The sequence below is a fragment of the Haladaptatus sp. QDMS2 genome, assembly GCF_029338295.1.
In the GTDB taxonomy this organism is placed as follows: domain Archaea; phylum Halobacteriota; class Halobacteria; order Halobacteriales; family Halococcaceae; genus QDMS2.
On the sequence record NZ_CP119791.1, the window covers coordinates 251,153 to 271,153 of the forward strand.

The window sequence follows — 20,001 nt, forward strand, 5'->3', positions numbered from 1 at the left end:
CACAGGAGAAGTGTCCGCCCCACCACACTTCGTGAGAGTGGTCTGGCGACTTCGTGGTGTGTTCCGTAGAGCCACATCGAGGGCACGAGCGAGACGTGTTAGGCTACCCTGCTTCAACTCACGGCGTGGCCCAGAAACGGATGTTCACAAACCGAACTGCTGGAAACTCACCCTGCTCCCGTAGTTCGTGAAACTTCCCGTGTACGGACAGTCACGTAGAGCGCAGTAGGTAGACGCGCACGTCACCATTCGAATGAACTTGTCCGATACCAGGAGTCGTGTTGAGCGCATCGAACCCCGCTTCTGGGAAGCGGACTCCTTGGTACAGTTGGATCTCTCGTTGGGGGGTCGCCTCTGAGAAAATGATGTACCGGTCTATCGAGTAGTATTCCGTCAGATTACCCGCTGCGAATGCCGATTTCGGGACTTCTGCGTTCGCGCCGGGTACCGATTTCCCTTCGTCTGTCGCGGACGTCCCATAGATGGCCTGGACGTATCGTTCCCGTCCATTGTTGATTCCGGTAATCGGAATTGACGAATCCTGATAGTCGAAGGCGGTTTTGTACCCGTGGAACGCACTCTCGCTTACGTGCGACGTCGGCTGATAGATGAACGGTGAGGAGAACAACGTCACCGTACCTAACGGCAACATGAGGACGAACGCGACGACGACAACCGTTCGCAAGACACGAGCTGACGTTCGCTGCGTGAGCCACTCGAAGCCCCACGCGAGCATGACCGCTCCGAGAATCGTGAGCAATACCATGACAAAGCCGAGATAGCGGAAGCGCTGGGTCGACCCCTGTAGCAACGAGAACAGCAGGAACATCCCGAAAAGCGGCACCATCGAGAGCGTGAAATACCGGATAATGCTATCACCAACGGGATACGAGCCCTGGAATCGCCGACCGAGGCTCAACAGCATGACGAGACCGGCGAGGACGGCAAAGACGAAGCTGAGCAAGAACAGCTTTGCGAACAACTCGGGAAGGCTGCCACCGATTGCAGCAAGTGTCGACTCGCGCTGGGCGATTGCACTGCTCGAGGACACGCCGTAGAACACTGCGTTGATAATTGTCTCGACCGTGCCAGTCGTACGTGGATACCGCGGTGCCCAGAGTAAGAAGATAGTGATGAAGTACACCGTGTGTGCGTAGAGCGGGCGGTGGTTGCTGATGGCGTGTTCGCTGCGCAGCTGCCGGAATACGAGCTGTAAGAACGCAATCGAGACGTAGATGAGGATGACGTTGCCAGCCACCTGCGGGTGGATGAGCAAGATCGCCGCGAGCGCCACCACGAGCAGCACTCCAGACGGATTTATCGAAAGTCGCCATACAGAGACCGACGGTTCTTGTTGCGTGAGATAGCGAACGGTGAGGTAGAGCACGAGTGGGAGGTAGAGAATCGCCTCCGTGCTCGGGTGTGCCATCAGATGAACGCTGATGTTGTTGATGGGCAGTGCGAGCAGTGCGGAGAACACGCCGAACAGGAGGGCGTGTTTGGTTTTGGCGATGAGGTGGACGGTCAGCCCCGTAAAGAGGACAAACGAGACGAAGTAGGCAAGCACGAGGAACTCCGTCGCTCGTTCGAGGGACATCCCGGCGACCTGCGCGATGAACAACATCGCGGTGTGGATGCCCGGATACAGGAAATTGAGGGGGCTGAGCGCGCCACTTTCGATGTCGCGCATCCACCCAAGGTGAGTGAGCGAGTCGCCCGCGCCGACGAAGAAGTAGCCGCGAATGATCGGGAGCGCCGCAACCGCGACGATGGCACTTGCCACGAGGAGTATCGCGAGGGTTCGAATCCGGTTCGTTGGTGTGACAAACCAGGCAACGAGCAGTCCACAAACGACGGCGATACCGATACCTGCCCAGAACCCATCTGGCGTGGCGGCGTAAATCGAGACTTCGTAGGCTGTTGCGGGCGATTGATAGGCGCTCACAATTGCGAGATAGAGTGCGACGAACCCCACAATGAGCGCGAATTTACTGGCTCGTATCTGAGTCGAATGATCCTGAGAAATATCTCTGGCCAATCGCTCTCGAGTGCTATGAGTCATAAGTGTGTGTCTTGGTTCGTATTGCCCTCCTTCGAGTTTTGTTATGGATAGCTTACTCTTGTGTGCACGTACCCTTCGCACAGAGCGGTTGCGAGAGTTCCGGCAACCCAGTCGGTCGGTGATTGATTCGAGGAGAACGCCCACGACTTTAGTCGTGGGAGGATGTCAACAAGAATTGCTCAGCGCTTCGAGAGAACGTGTTCATACACCTCATGAATGCGCTTTCCCATCCGTTCTGCACTCATCTCGTGGATAACCTTCTCTCTGCTCTCGGGTCGTTTGCCTGATTCGATAATCGAGAGCAACCCGTCGATGAGTTCTTCGTCGGTCTCGCCTACCGTGGATGGCGAGATACCTTGCAGCTGGTCTCTAAGGTCTCCAACTGCCGCAGCGACGACGGGGAGGTTGCAGGCGAGGGCTTCTTTCGTTGCGTTTGGCGACCCCTCGCGTTTTGAGGTGAGCAACAGCACATCTGCTGCGTTCATGTAGAGGGGCATTTGCTCATGTGGAACGCGGTACACCGTTTGCAGATTGAGTGTTCCGTCGAACTGTTCACGGGCAGCGCCAACGATGCGTTCTGCTCGTGGAAAATTCTTGACTTCCTTCGATGCCGCGTAGGGAAAGAGTACGTAGGTCGCGTCCTGGTCCCAGCCGAGTGCCTCTCGTGCCTCGCCACGGTCTATCGGCTTGAATCGCGTCGTGTCGACGCCGTGTGGGATAATGTGACAGTCCCGTCCGAGTTCGTCGGCCATCTCCTGGGACATGACGATAACGGCGTCTGCATATCTCGCGCAGAGTTTGCTGATTGGGCCGAACGTCCCCATCAGGTCGGACCCCCACAGCGACAACACCACCGGGAGGTTCGGCTGGAACACGGCGCCTGGTGCGGTCAGCCCGGAGTTGGCGTGAATGAGGTCGTAATCGCCGAACGATTCCTTCGTTGCACTGCTGAAAAAGCGAATATAGTCGGTCACTGGGCGCGTTTCCGCCTTCTCGTTGGTCTTCGGACGCTTTGGAGAGACAGCGAGGGTTGTACACGCGATGCCACGCTGTTCAAGAGAGCGAACTTGCTGTCTGAAGAACGTCGATTCGCGACTCGTCACGAGGTTCAGAACCCGGAGCTGTTCGTCGTGTCCTTCAGTTACCATGCGTGCCGGTCGGGTTTGATGCGCCATTAGTTATGTACTCTCCACAGCTGTGGCTTGGTCGCCAATCGTTTGCGGACTGTGTTTGATTTTAGGTCCACATCGGGTGTTTGAACTGACTACGGCTGACTGAATGGTGGCAGCGTCGGCAGTTATCGACGACGTGCTTCCTGTCATGACCGCTGGTGGCGGCTGACTCTCTCACAGCCTGTGCAAACCTCTCTAAACCGCTGGTGGCGACACGTGACTGACATACTGACAGTCTGCCGTTCACGGTGGCATTACACCTCATTATTGTTTTGTTATGAGTCGCCTGACGAGAGCCGTGAAAGGTAGTGTCGGATTCATCCCCGCGCTAAAGCACGGGGCTTTCTCCTTGAACTTCCGTAATCTCAGACTAACAATTGCGTGGGTCACCCACCAATCGCGTCTCTCGGAGCGTTCTGTCTCCGTGCGGATTCCTTCGCTATGGAGCCATCTCTGTGTTTACCGCTCTGTGTCGTACTCGCGTCGCGAGTGCCTCATCTCGAAGCGAAAACCGGTCAGCACCGATTAATTCCATCCGTCAACCGTTAAGATATTCATTCTTAACCTACTGTATCACCACCTTACTATCATATGGCAATACATGAGAGGAACGCACCGCTTGAACCGATGGGTGGGGAGTACACCATCCGTTGGTACGAAGATGGAGATGAAGCCGCGTTCGTTGACCTCTACAATATCGCATTCAGTGGGTGCAGCCCCGAATGGTTTGACTGGAAATATAAACAGCTCCCGTACGCTGACTTTGTCCCAGTCATTGTCGCCGAAAAAGACGGAGAGATCGGGGGGTTTCGCCCGGTGTTGCCGCTCCCGATAACAATCGGTGACCGCACCGTCATGTCCATCCAGCTCGTCGACCTGATGGTCCACCCGGACCACCGCCGACAGGGGCTCATGACGAAGATGTACGACTGGATGAAATTCGAGTGTTACGACGATTACGCAGTCACGTTCACCTACGCGAACGAAGCGTCTCAGCGTGGTATGCTGAAGATGAACGATGACATGATAACCTACCACGATCTCGGGCCGTTCATCAATTACAAACGTCTCCAGAATTTGCGGGCACTTACCTCGCCAGCACAGCCTGCTGTCCTCCGGATTGGCGCACGGGTTGCAAATCCCATTTACCGCCTCAAAAACCGCCTCCAGGACCGACTGAAACTCATCGACAAGAGCATCACGGTCACACGCCACGATACAGTCCGCCCCGACATTCTCGTCGAGATTTATGAATCTATTACGACAGATCAACCACACCTGAAGCGTGACGAAACCCTCTACGAGTGGCGATTCGATGAACCAGACAAGGAGTTCGTGATGTACTCTTCGAGCCGAAATGGCGTCAGAGATGCGGCTATCGTTGTCGGTGTCAATACGGATTCGGCTGGAATCAAAAGCGCACACCTTACCGAAGTGCTGCCGCTCGCGGGAGGAGAGGTCCTCGGCGCGTCCTTCTCGAGTCTTCTCGCACGTATCATGAAGGATTTCGACGATGTGGATATTATCTCTGCAACGGCGAGCACTATCCCACACCGCGTCCTCTCGGCCTATGGATTCCTCCGCTCTGATTCGGTCTTCCTCTCGCCGTTCACCGACGGTGCGTGGTTCCTCGTTGGCCTCCTCGGCGCGCCCGAGGCGGCAGACCCGGAAATCGCACGCACGCTCATCGCAGAGACCGGCTGGAACACGACCTTCTGTGAACGACTGCTCGGCTGAGCTGCCATCGTCGCTCCTCGCAGCTGTTTTCTGTTGCTGTGGGGTCCACATAACGCTGTGTTCTGAGCCGGTTCCAATCGGTAGTCGACCCATAACGAAGCCCCGATTCGACCTGTAGAAGAGTAGATCGCGACGATACGGGACCACCCAGTCGTCGCCCCTTTGAGTATGTCTACACGCAATGATAACCTCCTGGCGCTGCTCGCAAGCTCTGCACTCGTCTTCGTGGGCGTCATCCTCGCCTCCGTTTCCCGACTGGCAGAACGCGTCGTCATCGCGCGCATGTTCGACCCGGCCGTCTACGGCGAGGTGACTATTGGCCTCTCGATTATGGTCATCGGCTCTACGCTCGCGCTCGTCGGCCTGAACCACGGGATGCCGCGCTACGTCTCTCGGTACGACGACGACCGTGACATCCGCGGCGTGTGGTTGGTTGGCTTCGTCTTCTCGTTGCTGACGAGTCTCGTCGTCGTCGGCGCGCTGTTGGTGAACATCGACGTGCTCACGCGCTACTTCTACGACGACGCGGTCTCGACCGACCTCCTTCGGCTGTTCATCCTCATCATCCCGCTCAACGTCGGCTTCACGATTGGCATTGGCTTCCTGCGTGGGATGGAGAACACGAAGTACAAATTCTACGCAGAAGACCTCATCCACCCCGGGATTCGGCTGGTCTTGCTCGTCACGATTCTGGCGGCGGGCTTTTCGATTCTCGCCGTTGGCTACGCCTACGCCATCGCCGTCGTCATTGGCTTGCTCGTCGTTCACTACTTCGCAAACCGTCTCGTGCCCCTCGTCGGCCCCGTGAGAACGCACTCTCGCGAACTGGTCTCCTACTCCGCGCCGCTCATCCTCGCGATGTTCCTCACCGTGTTGCTCACGCAGATGGACACGCTCATGGTGGGCTTTTTCCGCTCTTCGACCGAGGTCGGCCTCTACAACGCCGCCTACCCACTCGCGAGTAGTCTTTTGCTGTTCGTCTCCGCGTTTGGCTATCTCTACTTGCCCATCATCTCGCGGCTCGACGCAGCGGGGCTTCGCCACGAAATCTCGGCCATCTACAGTGTGACGACCAAGTGGGGCTTCGTCGCCACCTTCCCTGCGTTCCTCGCGGTGCTCGTGTTCGCAGACGACATCCTCACAATGTTCTTCTCCACCGAGTACGCCCCTGCGGGCATCGCGCTCGCCATCCTCTCACTTGGCTTCTTCACGAGCGCGACGATGGGTCACAATCGGACGACGCTCGCCGCACTTGGCTACACGACCCACATGCTGTTTGCCGACATCATCACGCTCGCGGTCAACCTCGTGTTGAACGTCGTCCTCATCCCTATCTACGGGTTTGCGGGTGCGGCCGTCGCCACCTCTGCGGCGTACATCGCGCGGAATCTGGTCGTGTATCTCGTGTTACGGCTGAAGTTCGGCATCACGCCGTTTTCGCGCATCACCACGACGACGTACGTACTCATCCCGCTTGTGCTCGCCCCGCTTGGCTACCTCGTTTCCACCGTCGTGACGTTCTCTGTGCCCCTGTTGGTCGCATTCGTCGTCGCAATTGGCCTCGCAGAACTCGTCATCATCACGGTCGCTGGCTGCCTCCAGCCAGAGGATGCCGTCTTCATCGAATTCCTCGAAAAGTCCATCGGCAAGGAACTCACCTTCGTCCGCAACTACCTGCCAGCGGCAGTCGAGGAGTAGCGTCGTACAACGAGCGGTCTGGGCAGTCGATTTCTACAGAGAAAACAAGGCGAGTGCCTCGGGGTCGTCCGAAACGGCGCAGCCGCTTCGTGATAACGAGAGACCGGAGGTCGCTCGACTACTTGCCCTCGAGGTACTTCACACGCTATCCATTCGCGTTAGAGCAACCACGAACTCGAGCCACAGAACTGTTGTTGAAACCGAATGTAGAGGGCTTCATCTGCGTTGACTCGATCTCGAGGAACAGTTCGTCGTTCGGCTCACCGGGACAATCCAGACAGAACAAATAGTATCGCAGCGTGTACTTGTGTCTGACCTGCTATCTCAATATCCGTCACACCAGTTGAAAACCGTCCGCTCAGCGCGGGAGGCTGATGGTCACGTTTTCGCTCACGAACTCAGATTGGTCGACGACCACCGGGATTTTCGTCACGGCAATCTCGACGTTTCGCAACAGCGTGTTGTTCGCTCGCAGCAGGTGGAAGCCGTCGCGGTTCGCCCCCGACTGGACGATGCTCACGTCTTCGAACACGCAGTTATCGCGGTCGACGATGCGGATGGCGGCGTCGCCCCTCGCGTCGCCTCGTATCCTGACTGACTCACAGTGGATACTTCCATCACTGTTGTTGCTATCGAGGGTCTTCGCGTGAATCCCGGGGACGCCGTCTGCGGAAGTGATGATCTGCGTGTTGCGAATCGTCGCAGATTCCATGAGTGATTCGATGACGATTGCGCCCTCGCTGTAGGTCACGTCGAAAATCTCGATGGTGCAATCTTCGACGAGGACGGACGCCCCGTTGCGCAGCCGAATTCCGCGCATATTCTGAAATCCTGGAGGCGATGCATCGCACAGAATGTACACGCCTCTGACCACGGCTGGACTGCTCACGCGGACGTTTGCAATCCCGTTGTTCTGGTAGAACCCACCGATGACGTTAATCGGCCCGACCGAACTCGAGGCGTAGAGTCCATTGTTTGGGAATCCAATGATGTGGCAGTCTTTGAAGGTGAGCTCCCCGTGGTTATCTGGTCCCACGAAACAGCCTGCCGGGAACGCGTCCATATCACCGTCGTTGTGCAGTTGGAGGCGCTCTACGAGTCCCGACCCCGACGGATCGGTCACACTGAAGCGCGCTGTTCCACTGGAGCCAATTGCAATAATGTCCTTGATGAGGAGCCCGTCGGTGACTGCGACTTGGAGCGGACGGGGTGACGTGTTCGGCTCGCTGAAATCGAATCGAATACCGGCGAACAGAAACGACGTTGCCACAGGCTCTCGGATGGAGCCGATATTGAACAAGTATCTGTCGTATCCGGCTGGTGGAACGATAATGGCACTGTTGCCGACGATACCGAAATTCTCGAAGGCACGCAGTTCCCAGATGTCGTCCATCAGGTATCGCCCATGTGGGAAGTACAGGGCCGTGTTTGAGCCAGCGTGCTCGGTGAGCAAGGGAAGGATCGATTCGGTTCCAGTTGGGTCAGCGCCGACGTCGACCATGTTCACGACCGTTTCGAACTGACTCAAATCGTAGGGCAGTGGCCGTGGTGTGGGTTCGGGTGGCTGTTGGGTAGGTGTCGTGTCTGGGGTTTCGGTCACCTGCGGTGGCGTCCGATTGAACGAACACCCTGCAAGCGCCCCCGCGACGGCGAGCGACCCGAGTCGCAGGACATCGCGGCGGCTGGGTCGAATCCCAGACTGTTCTGTCATGCTCATAGATTCGCGAGAATTCGTTTTGTTATAGCGCGGCTAACGCTGCAAAAGGCCACAGACACCCAGTGTAGCCTACATCTTAGAGCGCAGTCGGCGCTGGTGACAGTCTCGTATTTCCCTCACGACCAACCGAAAAAACGTGCCTTATTCGATGTAACCGAGTCCACGCAGACGGTTCTCGACGTCGGTGAAGTCGTCGCTGACCGTGGCGACGGCCGCGTTCCTCGCGTACGTCCCCGTTCTGACGGCCGTCTTTCCGGGTGTCGAATCGGGCGTGAAGATCTCTGCGAGCACCCGTCCGTCGGTGTGCTCTGGGATTGACTCTCCGAGGCCGTGGAGGACTGTCGGTGCGACGTCGTATACGGTTGCCTCACGCGTCCGCGCACCGGCTTGCACGTCGGCTCCCCACGCGAAGAAGATACCTTCAGGAAGGTGGTTGGCTGCCATCTTGGTCGGCGAGATGATGTCGCCGCTGAGCGCCGCAGAGATATCGTAGCCGGGCCGGGGTTCGACGACGAGGTCCGGCGAGTCGGGGTCGGTGGGGAACAGGTCGTCCCCGTCGAACACCTCAACCATCTGGTCGCCGGTTTCGGGGTCAGTGACCGCCTCGAACAGCGCCTTGACCTGCCGTTTGACGGCGGGCACTTCGACGGGGTCTACGACACCTTCGAGGAACCTGTGTGTGTCGTTTACGTACACCTCGCCGAGCGCGTAAACGAACGCCGTCGTCTGTGAGTAATCAACGTCGAACAGCGGGTGGTCGCCCGGAATCTGCTTTGCCACCTGCGTCGTGAACGACTGGGGCAGGTAATCGACGACCATCTCCTCGTCGATGCCGACTTTCCCGAGCGCGCCCATCACGCCGTCTTTGGTGACGCCAAGGCGAGAGAGTGCGCCGCGAACGCCGCGCTGTTTGCGGGGTTCAAGGAGCCCCTCTTGTTCCAGCAACACGTTCAGGGCGACCCGCTTGTGAACCGGACCGAAGCCGTGGTCGGAGACAACGTAGAGCGTTGCGTCTCGTTCTTTGGTGTACGCCATGACCTCGCCGAGGATGTCGTCTAAGGTCTGGTAGTGGGCGAGCAACACGTCGTCGTCCCAGATGAGGTGCTGGAGGCGGTCGGGGGCGGTGTAGACGAAGAAGAACAGCCGCCAATCCTCTCGCTCCATGAGCAGGCGCATCAGCTCGCGACGGTTGTGAACGAGCGTCCCGAGGTCCGTGAGGAACTGCTCTTTCGCGTTGTAGTACTGACTCCAGTTGAGCGCGATGCGGTACTCGGGAATCCGGGCGACGAGCTCGTCACAGAACGCTGGTGGATAGGTGAATCCGGGGCCAATCTGTGGCGTCATCATCCCGGCGACGATGATGCCGTCTATCTCGCGAGCCGGGTACGTCATCGGGACGTTGCCAACGAGTGCCGGCGAAACCATATCCCAGAGTGCCGGGTACTGCAGGTCGTTGCCCGTGTACACCTGATGGGTGTAGTTTTCGGTGAGCCGTCGGAACCCGTAGATGCTGTGTTTGTCCGGGCGAACGCCCGTCGCGATCGAAGGCCACGCGAGCGGCGTCGTCGCAGGGGTGGTGCTGTCGAGCGAACCTGCCGCGCCGTCTGCCATAAGCGTCGCGAAATGTTCGAGCTCTCCTGCTTCGACCCACTGTTCGATAAGATACCACGGAACGCCGTCTAAGCCGAGGACGAACGCTCTCGTTTGAGTTTGTTGGTTCATGATATATGACTGCTTGAAAGTCGCCGTTCGCGTCGTCTCATAGACGGAGCGAAGCGGTTCTCCCGCGTGTTCGTGATTGCAATTCAGCCGGATTTCATTTTGTTATGCGCGAATTACGCACTCATCGTCGAATTCTGACTCTGGTTAGCCTCCGTATTCTGGTGGAGTAAGTAGACGCGAACGTCACCGTTCGTGTGCACCTGTGCGATGTCTGGCGTCGAATCCAGGTGGTTGAATCCGGCTTCCGAGTAGCGCACCCCTTTGTACACGTCGAGTTCGAGTTGCGTGTTGACGTCACTGAAGATGATGTACCGACTCTCGTCGTAGTAGTTCAACAGCGTGCCGCCGTCGAACGCATTCTTTTCCACCACCGCGGACGACCCGGGAACGAAGTCGTCTTCGTTCACGAACGGCGTCCCGTAGTACGCGTGAACGAACCGCTCTGGGCCGGCCTGAATACCAGTGTACGGAACGTTCATCGCCTGATAGTCGAAGGCGGTCTCGTAGCCGTGCATCTGCATCTCCGTGACCTGTTGTGACGGCTGGTAGATATACGGCGATGCAAACACCGTCATCGTGCTCAGCGGTAACAGGACCACGAACACGAGGACTGCGACCGTTCCGAGCGTGCGCGTAGAGGTGCGCTGTGAGAGTCGGTCGAACGCCCACGACAGCATGACTGCCCCGAGGATGGTGATGAGCACCATGATGAAGCCAAGATAGCGGAAGCGCTGGGTCGACCCCTGTAGCAACGAGAACAGCAGGAACATCCCGCCGAGTGGAATCATCGAGAGCGTGAGATACTTGATGATGCCGTCACTGGACGGGAACGACCGCTCGAACGTCTTTCTTAAGTTCAGCCCCATGAGCAGCGCGGCGAGCGCAAGGAAGACGGCGCTCACGAAGAACAGCTTTACGAACAGCTCTCCGAGGCTGCCACCGATTGCCGCGAGTGAGGCACCGCGCTGGTCGATGGCGCCGGTCTCCGTGACGCCGAACAGGATGGCGTTGACGATGGTGTCGAGCGTCTGGGTGGTGCGCGGGTTGCGCGGTGCCCAGAGTAAGAAGATGGTGATGAGATACACCGTGTGTGCGTAGAGCGGGCGGTGGTTGCTGATGGCGTGTTCGCTGCGCAGCTGCCGGAACACCAGTTGTAAGAACGCAATCGAGGCGTAGATGAGGATGACGTTGCCAGCCACCTGCGGGTGGATGAGCAAGATCGCCGCGAGCGCCACCGCCAGGAGAATCGCAGACGGCGTAATTGAGAGCCGCCCGACCGAGATAGCCCCCTCTGTGTTCGTCAGATAGCGAACGGTGAGGTAAAGCACGAGTGGGAGGTAGAGAATCGCCTCCGTGCTCGGGTGTGGCTGTAAGTGGACGCTGATGTTGTTAATTGGTAACACGAGCAGGGCGGAGAACACACCGAACAGGAGGGCGTGTTTGGTTTTGGCGATGAGGTGGACAGTCAGTCCCGTAAAGAGGACAAACGAGACGAAGTAGGCGAGCACGAGGAACTCTGTCGCTCGTTCGAGGGACATTCCAGTGACCTGCTTGATGAACAACGTAGCGGTGTGAATCCCTGGGTAGAGGAAGTAGACGGGATTGAGGACGCCGTTTTGGATATCTTTCATCCACCCGAGGTGAGTGAGCGCATCGCCCGCGCCGACGAAGAAGTAGCCCCGAATGATCGGGAGCGCCGCAATCGCGACGAGCACCACGACAGCGAGCGCGAGCGCGAGCTTTCGCAGGTGATTCTCGGGGGATACCCACCACGAAACGGTGAGTGCCACGAGCATCGCGATGGCCATACCGGCCCAGAAGGCGAGCGGCGTCGCGTCGTAAATCGAGATTTCGTAGGCTGTTGCGGGTGCATTGTACGCTGACACGAGGCCGACGTAGAGTGCGACGAACCCCACAATGAGCGCGAATTTGCTCGTGCGCCCCCTCGATTGGGCGTGCTCTGCGGGGTAGTCAGTAGTCTGTGGCTGGCGGATGGATCGAGTCATAGCTGTGCGTTACCTGTCATAGCCTCGCAGTCAGTTTTGTTATGGGTCTCTTACCACACCTCTCGGGCGAGCGACTGGCTCGGGAGTCGGATTCGGTGGAAGAGCGGACCCGTATCGATTCTTGGGGTGGGAACGCTGTCTATAACAATACGACTGGCACGCGGAGATATGCCAACGAATGCTACAGTTAACCTCACAGGGGACCACGCCAGTAGGCGGCGCAGAACGGGTGGTGTCTGCGGGCGAATCGTCCTCGACCGACCCCACGTTCTGGCTGTGTCTCACCCACGACGTAGACCGGCCGTACAAGGGCTACCAGTCGCTCTACTACGCGCTCAAACAGCGCGACCCGTACCACCTGCAAACGCTCCTGCCGAACGTCAACCCGTACTGGCAGTTTGAGAACATCATGGCCCTAGAGGAGTCGCTCGGGGTCCGCTCTGCGTTCTACTTCCTGAACGAGAAACGCCTGTTCCGGGACAAACCGCCCCGTGAGTGGCTCAACCCGAAGAGCTGGCAGCTCTACGCCGGGCGCTATGACATCCACGACCCGGCCATCGTCAACGTCATCCGACGGCTCGACGAGGGGGGCTGGGAGGTCGGCCTCCACGGCTCGTACGACTCGTACAACGACTTCGAACGTCTCAAATTCGAAAAGGAGACGCTCGAAGCCATCCTCGGCCACGAAATCGTCGGCGGCCGCCAACACTACCTGAACCTAGAGATTCCAACGACGTGGGAGTACCACCGGGAACTCGGCCTCAAATACGACGCCTCGCTCGGGTCGAGCAGCGAGTACGGGTTCGACCACGGCTACGACGTCCACCGCCCGTTCGACGACGACTTCGTCGTGTTCCCGCTCGCCTACATGGAAAACGCGATTCCCGATCCCGGCGTGGACTTCGAGTTCGCCTGGCAGGAGTGCAAGCGCGTCCTCGACGAAGCGTACGAAAACCGCGCCGTCATGACCATCCTCTGGCACCCGATGAAGTTTGCAGCGCGCGACTTCCCCGGCCAGCGAGAACTCTACCAGCGCATCATCGAGTACGCCCAGGCGCTCGGCGCGTGGGTCGGCCCACCGGGGGAGCTTTATGCGCAGCGCTCGGCGCGATTTGAAGCCGAGGTTGCACCTGACCGGGCGCGGTCATAGGCGACGCATTTTCCAGTCGAATGGCTCTGCTGAACGTTAGACGGGAAGTCCCTTTTTGTAGACTATCCAGTACGAGAGAGGAATCGTTATCAGCAGAATTACTGGAATGGTACGAACCTGAGTGAACGGGTCCGGAGGAGTCAGCATGGCACCAACGCCAAAACCGAGGCTGACCAGCAACACAGAGACGATTAGAAACTGCGTCCACAACCGTTGGTTCATATGTAGAATATGTTGTTTGATATATATTACTCTGTCCCACACGCTGCTGAAAACTCACTCTCTGTCAAACACCTCAACTGAAACCGCTGGTCACAATTCCACCGACGAAGAAACCTCAGTTCGCTTCGAGCACTTGCTCGTAGACGGCGTGGATGCGTTCGGCCATCGACTCGAGGCTCATCGTCTCGATTGCCCACTGTCTGCTCTCCGGGAGGTGGTCTGCGGTCAACAGCGCCAGGAGGCCCTCGGTGAGTTCCTCGTCCGTGTTGGCGATGACGGCTGAGCCAACACCGCCGAGTTGCTGCTGGATGTCGCCGACGTCCACCGAGACGACGGGCAGGTTGCAGGCGAGGGCTTCTTTCGTCGCGTTCGGTGACCCCTCGCGCTTGGAGGTGAGCAACATCACATCTGCTGCGTTCATGTACAGTGGCATATTCTCGTGTTCGACTTTGAACACGGTTTGCAGGTGGATGTCTCTGCCGAGGCGCTCTTGCGCGGCCGTCACGACGCGCTTTGCCCGCGGGTAGTCTTTGATTTCCCGGGAGGCTGGATAGGGAAAGAGTACGTACGTCGCGTCCTGGTCCCAGCCGAGTTGTTCGCGGGCGACCGCTTTGTCCATCGGGCGAAACAGCTCGGTGTTGACGCCGTGGGGGATGACATGACAGTCCATCCCGAGTTCGTCGGCCATCTCCTGGGACATGACGATGACAGCATCGGCTCGCCGTGCGCAGAGTTTGCTGATCGGGCCGAACGTCCCCATCAGGTCTGACCCCCACAGCGACAACACCACCGGGAGGTTCGGCTGGAACACCGCGCCTGGTGCGGTCAGCCCGGAGTTGGCGTGAATGAGGTCGTAATCGCCGAACGATTCCTTTATCGCGCTGCCGTAGAACCGAACGTAGTCGGTCGGAGGGCGGGTCTCTTTGATATCGTCTGTCATCAAGCGCATCTCTGAGACGCCGAAGTCCGTACAGTCGACGCCCCGTTGTTCTAATGCGTGAACCTGCTGTTTGAAAAACGACGCCGATGGGCTCGTCACGAGGTTCAGGACGCGAAGTGGCCGATTTCTCTTTTCGATGGACAGCGACTGTGCCGACGTGTGTTTAATCATTGTGGTTCTGTAACTTCTCCGGACGGTGATTCCACGACAATTTGTCGGGGACGTTTCTGCCCGCTTGCTTTCCAGATGAGTTCAACGAGCTGGGCGGTCACGTCGCCTTTCTCGGCGAGCAGTACGTCGCGCTTTTCGCGCCACAGTGTTTTCGTTTCTGGTTGTTCGACGATAGCTTTCACCTTAGCCAGTGCGGCCACCTCGTCCGCGTACGCGAACATGAGACCGTAGTGGTGTTCGAGTTCGTAGAAGATGCTCTCTGAGTCCTTGCTCACCATCGAACTCACGCGAACGGCGGGTGTCCCGAGGATGGCAGCTTCAGAAGACATCGTTCCCGAGTCACCCACGTAGAGGTCCGCATAGTAGAGCAGGTGGTGGACGAGATGCGAGGGGATGGGGAGTTGATACTCGGCGAACTCCTCTGGGAGCGGACTCTCGCTCGTGATGTACACTTTCCCGTGGGCCGAGAGGTACTCGACGAGTTCGCGCTTGCCGTCGGGAGAGAGACCCGTAAAGCCCACGTCGTGGAAGGCGTCCCAACCGGCGAATCGGAGGACGAAGTAGGTCTCCTCCGGGTCCACGCCGAACTGTTCTAACGCCGCCGGGTCGGGCGTGAAGTAGTTCGGGTGCAGGTAGGCCAGCTCTTGGAAGTCCATCAGGTGGTGGTCGACGCCGTCGTGTGGCGGTTCGATGCTCGGTGGCGTGCAGTACACGTCGATGAACGGGTGGGTGAGCACGGCGTAGGCGCGGTCGATAGCCGGCGACTTGATTTCCGTGTCCATGACGATGACGTTTGGCGCGCGAAGGAGCTTCGAGACGTGGACGAGCGGCGGGTTCAGCCGGCCGACGACGACGTCGGGGTTGAACTTTCGAGCTGTGTTGAGCATCCGCACCTCGCGGACGGCCCACTCCGCGAACAGGCCAAGCGTTCCGGGTCGCCGACCCGAGAGGGGGATGTGCTTGATGTCGTAGGCGTCCAGTAGTTCCGTGGTCATCTCCTTAGTGCGCGAGGTGACGAGCACGTTGACGCCATCGGCTTCGAGTTCCCAGATGGCGTGCTTGAACAGGTGTACGTGGGCGGGGTGATTGATGTCGAAGAGGACGTTCATCGGTCAGTCTCCTGTCCACTGGCGAGCTGGTAGCGCGAAGCTTCACTCGAATTCCACGTCCACTGTTGCTGACATCGTGACTGCCAGACTGTCAGTATGATACTCATGTTGGTGATGCTACGCCGGATTTTTGTTTTGTTATGTGTGGCCTGACGAGGCACGAAAGCCGGGTTTAACGTTCTTTTTATCGCGACTGTCGTCAATCAAAGCCGATTTCCATCACTCACACGCGCGTGAAAAGTAGCATACAGTGACCGTCACCACTGCAGATATCGGTCCGCAACACGGCCAATTCGACTGTTTTACCGGCGAGTGGTCATCAATCCTACCGCTTTGAAACGCACTGCACGGGCGGGTGTTGACACAAAAGTTATTCCAAATCGCAAATGCCAGTATTTCCCGAAATTCTGCAAATAGAGGCTATGAGGCGGTTGATTACGGGTTGGAATTCATGTATCTGGTCGTGAAAAAATGGTAGTTCGCACGGGGTTGGTTGTAGTTGGTAGTAATTATGCCCGAACTCACTTTAGGTGGACGCAGATTCCTCAAACATGGAACGACGCAGTGGTGAGAAACTCGGTAGAAATAAGCAATTAATCAACCGTCGCAACTACCTCCGCGCAGTCGGAGTCGGTGCGATGTCTCTCGGTGCGCTGGGCGCTGCAAGTGGCACTGCAGCGGCCGCGGAGTATGAGACGATTAATGTCGGTGCGGGCGAGGACAAAACGCTCAACGTTGGGAGCGGTGAGACCTTAGAAAACGTGCTCATTGACGTGAGCGCATCCGGTGCGGATTTGCTGATTAAAGCAGAAGGTAACGACTGGACCATCCGGAATGTTGGTATCAAAGGACAGTTCGACGTCGGTGAAGATGGTGGTCACGGGTACGTCATCCGTTTTGACGGGAACGGCGTCATCGAGAACGTCTACCTCGGCGACGGGTTTACGTTCGGGAAATCCTCAAAGGGCGCGATGCTCTCTGGTCCGGAACACGCCGGTCACGTCACGATTCGTAATTGCTATGTCGCTGGGTGGAGCGACAACGCGATCTACGCGGCCGGGTCCGGTCGCGTCACTGGCCCCGGGCAGACGGACGGGCAGGGCGGCAATTACACGTTCGAGAACTGTTATTTCCGCGACAACAACATCTCCCACCTCCGCCTTGCGGCGGACGGGACCACGGTCAAGGGGTGTGTGTTCCACAACACCAACCGCGTGCGCCCCGAGATGAACACGTCGGCGGGAGATTCCGACGTCGTGAACAGTCGTGGCATCTACACCGGGTATGGCGACCCCTCCCAGGTCATCACGGTCGAGGACTGCGACTTCAACATTACCGGCCAGAACACGTGTAACTCGGACGAGTGGGACTACAGCGCCTGTGGCGCATCCGTGGCCCACTCGGGCACGCACAGCACGTACGGCGAGTGTAGTACCGTTCGATTCGTTGAGTCTCGCATCAACGGCCAGACTCACGGCGACCATGTCGAGGTTCGCTCTTCGACCGAGACGGGGGCAGATGCGCCGAACATTTCGGTTCCTGCGGGCGTCCCCCAGTCCGCAGAGGAAGCAGCAGGCGGGAGTGCAGCAAGCACCCAGAGCGAACCCGAGACGCAGACGGCAGACGACACCGGTTCGAGCGACCAGTCGAACGTCCTCTCCATCCGCGGCGTGAAAGGTGAGGTCACGAATTACGAACTCGTCGTCTCTGGCAGTCTTTCCCAGAGCGAAGCTAACGACGCGACCATCGACGAAGAAGAGCGCGTTAAGGAATCCAGTGCGACCGGTGCGGTCGCGGGTGGTACCGACAGCTACGAGTTTGGCGGAGAGCTCGAGACGCTCTCGCTCGATGGCGAAGCGACGATCACGCTGAACGGCGAAGAAATCGACCCCGAAGATTACTAAGCGCTCTCGCAATCTGCGCGAACCGTTTTTTCGCACTCACGGTGACCTGGTGAGCAATACTTCGACGCGAGTACCTTCGGCTCACGCTGAGAGGATGTCATCGAGGCGTGTCTGCTGGCTCTACTCGAGGCGTTTCTTCATGAAGTGAAAGCGTACGCACCCACCGCAGGTGCGCGCACACCGTGTACACCCTCGAACAGTCATCAGTCGTGAGGTCACGAAAGCCATACATAGCCCGTTAATCCGCTCCTAACCTATCTTCTTTCCCGACTCGTTTGCGGTCGGGACTCAGCGATTTGTGATATTCAGAAACGCGTGAATATTAATTGAAATCCAGCCTTTCAGTCGTGAAAATATGTAAACTGGTACGTACCTGTTGGTATCTGGTATCGAAGTCGGCGGAAATCTCTTTTATAGGACGTAAATTCCTCAAACATGGAACGACGCAGTGGTGAGAAACTCGGCAAAAATGATAAATTAATCGACAGACGGGACTACCTCAAGGTTCTTGGCTCATCCGTTGTGGCGGCGAGTGCCGTGAGCGCTGCAAGTGGCACTGCAGCGGCCGCGGAGTACGACACGATTACTGTCGGCCAAAACGAGCGCCGAAGTATTTCGGTTGGAAGCGGTGAGACCTTAGAAAACGTGCTCATTGACGTGAGCGCATCCGGTGCGGACCTGCTGATTAGAGCAGAAGGCGACAATTGGACCATCCGGAATGTTGGTATCAAAGGACAGTTCGACGTCGGTGAAGACAACGGCTATGGCTACGTATTCCGTTTCGACGGGAACGGCCTCATCGAGAACGTCTACCTCGGCGACGGCTTCAAATGGGGTATCTCGAGTAAAGGTGCGATGCTCTCTGGTCCGGAACACGCCGGTCACGTCACGATTCGTAATTGCTATGTCGCTGGGTGGAGCGACAACGCGATCTACGCCGCGGGTTCGGGCCGTGTGAGCGGTCCTGGTCAGACGGACGGGCAGGGCGGGAATTACACGTTCGAGAACTGTTATTTCCGCGACAACAACATCTCTCACCTTCGCCTTGCGGCGGACGGGACCACGGTCAGAGGGTGTGTGTTCCACAACACGGGCAACGTTCGGCCAGAGATGAACACGTCGGCGGGAGATTCCGACGTCGTGAACAGTCGCGGTATCTACACCGGGTACGGCGACCCCTCCCAGGTCATCACGGTCGAGGACTGCGACTTCAACCTCACTGGGACAAACACCTGTAGCACCGACGAATGGGACTACAGTATCTGTAGTTCCTCGGTCGCCCAGTCGAGTACGCACAGCACGTACGGCGACTGCAGTACGGTAAGCATCGAGAACTCCCGCATCAATGGACGTACTATCGGTGAGTTCGTCGAGGTTCGCTCTTCGACCGAGACCGGGCCAGACGCGCCGAACATTTCGGTTCCTGCGGGCGTCCCCCAGTCCGCAGAGGAAGCAGCAGGCGACAGCGCGTCGTCGACTGACAGCACGACCACTACCTCTGACAGCATTACGGATACAACGGACACCTCTACGGGGAGTGTCCTCTCTATCACGGGCGCAGATGGGCAGGTTACGAACTACGAGTTCGCTGTCACGGGCTCACTCGAAAAGAGCGACGCGAACAACGCAACGATTGACTCTGGTGATGAACTCTCAGGGTCGAGTGCGACCGGTGCGGTCGCAGGCGGCACCGACAGCTACGTGTTCGAGGGTGATTTTACCACGTTCACCCTCGACGGTGCGGCCACGGTTACGGTTGATGGGACGGAGGTCGACCCTGCGGACTTAGTTACTGCAGAGTCGACCGATGAACCAGACGTTCTGAGTATCACTGGTGACCAGTCTTCCAGTGTCGTCAGATACGAAGTCACCGTGAGCGACGAGATTACGAAAACCACGGCCAACGACGCGACGAAAGACCCAAGCGACGACATCTCGGGAACGACAGCCGAGGGAGCCGTTGGTGGCGGGACTGACAGCTACGAAATTGTCGGTGACATCCTCAACCTTACTCTCGATGGACCGGCGACGGTGACACTCAACGGCACGGAAATTGATCCCAGCGATTTCGGTTTCGATAACGTCATCACTATCTCTGGTGGCAGTCCGCAGAACCAACTCGAATACGAGTTCTCGGTCAGTGATGGCCTTCAAAAAAGCGACGCCAACAATGCGACCATCGATTCTGAGGACCAGATCTCTGGTACCACTGCTGCCGGGAAAGTTGCAGGTGGTTCCGACAGCTACACGTTCGCCGGTGAAATCACGAGCTTCGATGGGGCTGCCGACCTGACGGTCACAGTGAATGGTTCGGCGGTAGATCCAAGCTCCCTCTAAGCACCGTTAAACGACGGTTAAACCACTACGTGCCAGTCTATTTTTTTCAAGCGT

General features: G+C 57.9%; 12 protein-coding genes. 5 read left to right on the top strand and 7 right to left on the bottom strand.

The window, feature by feature from the left end; all coding sequences use genetic code 11:
• Nucleotides 1-211: 211 nt before the first annotated feature.
• Both P1M51_RS01300 and P1M51_RS01305 read right to left on the bottom strand, forming a co-directional pair.
• On the bottom strand, nt 212-1,975 hold the full coding sequence (locus tag P1M51_RS01300; RefSeq protein ID WP_276274788.1) for a hypothetical protein: 1,764 nt from the start codon (nt 1,973-1,975) through the stop codon (nt 212-214).
• A gap of 266 nt (nt 1,976-2,241) precedes the next feature.
• Entirely contained in the window at nt 2,242-3,210 is a 969-nt protein-coding gene (locus tag P1M51_RS01305; protein WP_276274789.1) for a glycosyltransferase, read from the bottom strand.
• A 615-nt stretch (nt 3,211-3,825) separates the two neighbouring features.
• On the opposite strand from P1M51_RS01305, the gene P1M51_RS01310 reads away from it, so the two are divergent.
• The gene (locus tag P1M51_RS01310; RefSeq protein ID WP_276246383.1) at nt 3,826-4,971 is read left to right on the top strand and encodes a GNAT family N-acetyltransferase; all 1,146 of its coding nucleotides are present in this window, start codon (nt 3,826-3,828) and stop codon (nt 4,969-4,971) included.
• A 168-nt stretch (nt 4,972-5,139) separates the two neighbouring features.
• Nucleotides 5,140-6,669 (top strand): flippase, encoded by a 1,530-nt coding sequence (locus P1M51_RS01315; protein WP_276246384.1) that lies wholly within the window; start codon nt 5,140-5,142, stop codon nt 6,667-6,669.
• A gap of 358 nt (nt 6,670-7,027) precedes the next feature.
• Here the strand turns inward: P1M51_RS01315 and P1M51_RS01320 are convergent, their stop codons facing one another.
• From P1M51_RS01320 to P1M51_RS01330, 3 genes are all read right to left on the bottom strand, one after another.
• Nucleotides 7,028-8,380, bottom strand: coding sequence for a hypothetical protein (locus P1M51_RS01320; RefSeq protein WP_276246385.1), 1,353 nt, complete (start codon nt 8,378-8,380; stop codon nt 7,028-7,030).
• A gap of 147 nt (nt 8,381-8,527) precedes the next feature.
• Nucleotides 8,528-10,108: an alkaline phosphatase family protein gene (locus tag P1M51_RS01325; RefSeq protein ID WP_276246386.1), complete on the bottom strand. Its 1,581-nt coding sequence runs from the start codon at nt 10,106-10,108 to the stop codon at nt 8,528-8,530.
• 113 nt (nt 10,109-10,221) lie between these two features.
• The gene (locus P1M51_RS01330; protein ID WP_276274790.1) at nt 10,222-12,114 is read right to left on the bottom strand and encodes a hypothetical protein; all 1,893 of its coding nucleotides are present in this window, start codon (nt 12,112-12,114) and stop codon (nt 10,222-10,224) included.
• 178 nt (nt 12,115-12,292) lie between these two features.
• On the opposite strand from P1M51_RS01330, the gene P1M51_RS01335 reads away from it, so the two are divergent.
• The gene (locus P1M51_RS01335) at nt 12,293-13,264 is read left to right on the top strand and encodes a polysaccharide deacetylase family protein (RefSeq protein WP_276246388.1); all 972 of its coding nucleotides are present in this window, start codon (nt 12,293-12,295) and stop codon (nt 13,262-13,264) included.
• A gap of 337 nt (nt 13,265-13,601) precedes the next feature.
• On the opposite strand, the gene P1M51_RS01340 is transcribed toward P1M51_RS01335, so the two are convergent.
• Nucleotides 13,602-14,597, bottom strand: a complete 996-nt coding sequence (locus P1M51_RS01340) for a glycosyltransferase (protein WP_276274791.1) — start codon at nt 14,595-14,597, stop codon at nt 13,602-13,604.
• On the bottom strand, nt 14,594-15,706 hold the full coding sequence (locus P1M51_RS01345; protein WP_276274792.1) for a DUF354 domain-containing protein: 1,113 nt from the start codon (nt 15,704-15,706) through the stop codon (nt 14,594-14,596). The genes P1M51_RS01340 and P1M51_RS01345 overlap by 4 nt, the downstream gene beginning before the upstream one ends.
• A gap of 551 nt (nt 15,707-16,257) precedes the next feature.
• On the opposite strand from P1M51_RS01345, the gene P1M51_RS01350 reads away from it, so the two are divergent.
• Both P1M51_RS01350 and P1M51_RS01355 read left to right on the top strand, forming a co-directional pair.
• Entirely contained in the window at nt 16,258-17,610 is a 1,353-nt protein-coding gene (locus P1M51_RS01350; protein WP_276246391.1) for a hypothetical protein, read from the top strand.
• 435 nt (nt 17,611-18,045) lie between these two features.
• Nucleotides 18,046-19,947 (top strand): hypothetical protein, encoded by a 1,902-nt coding sequence (locus P1M51_RS01355; protein ID WP_276274793.1) that lies wholly within the window; start codon nt 18,046-18,048, stop codon nt 19,945-19,947.
• Nucleotides 19,948-20,001 lie beyond the last annotated feature (54 nt).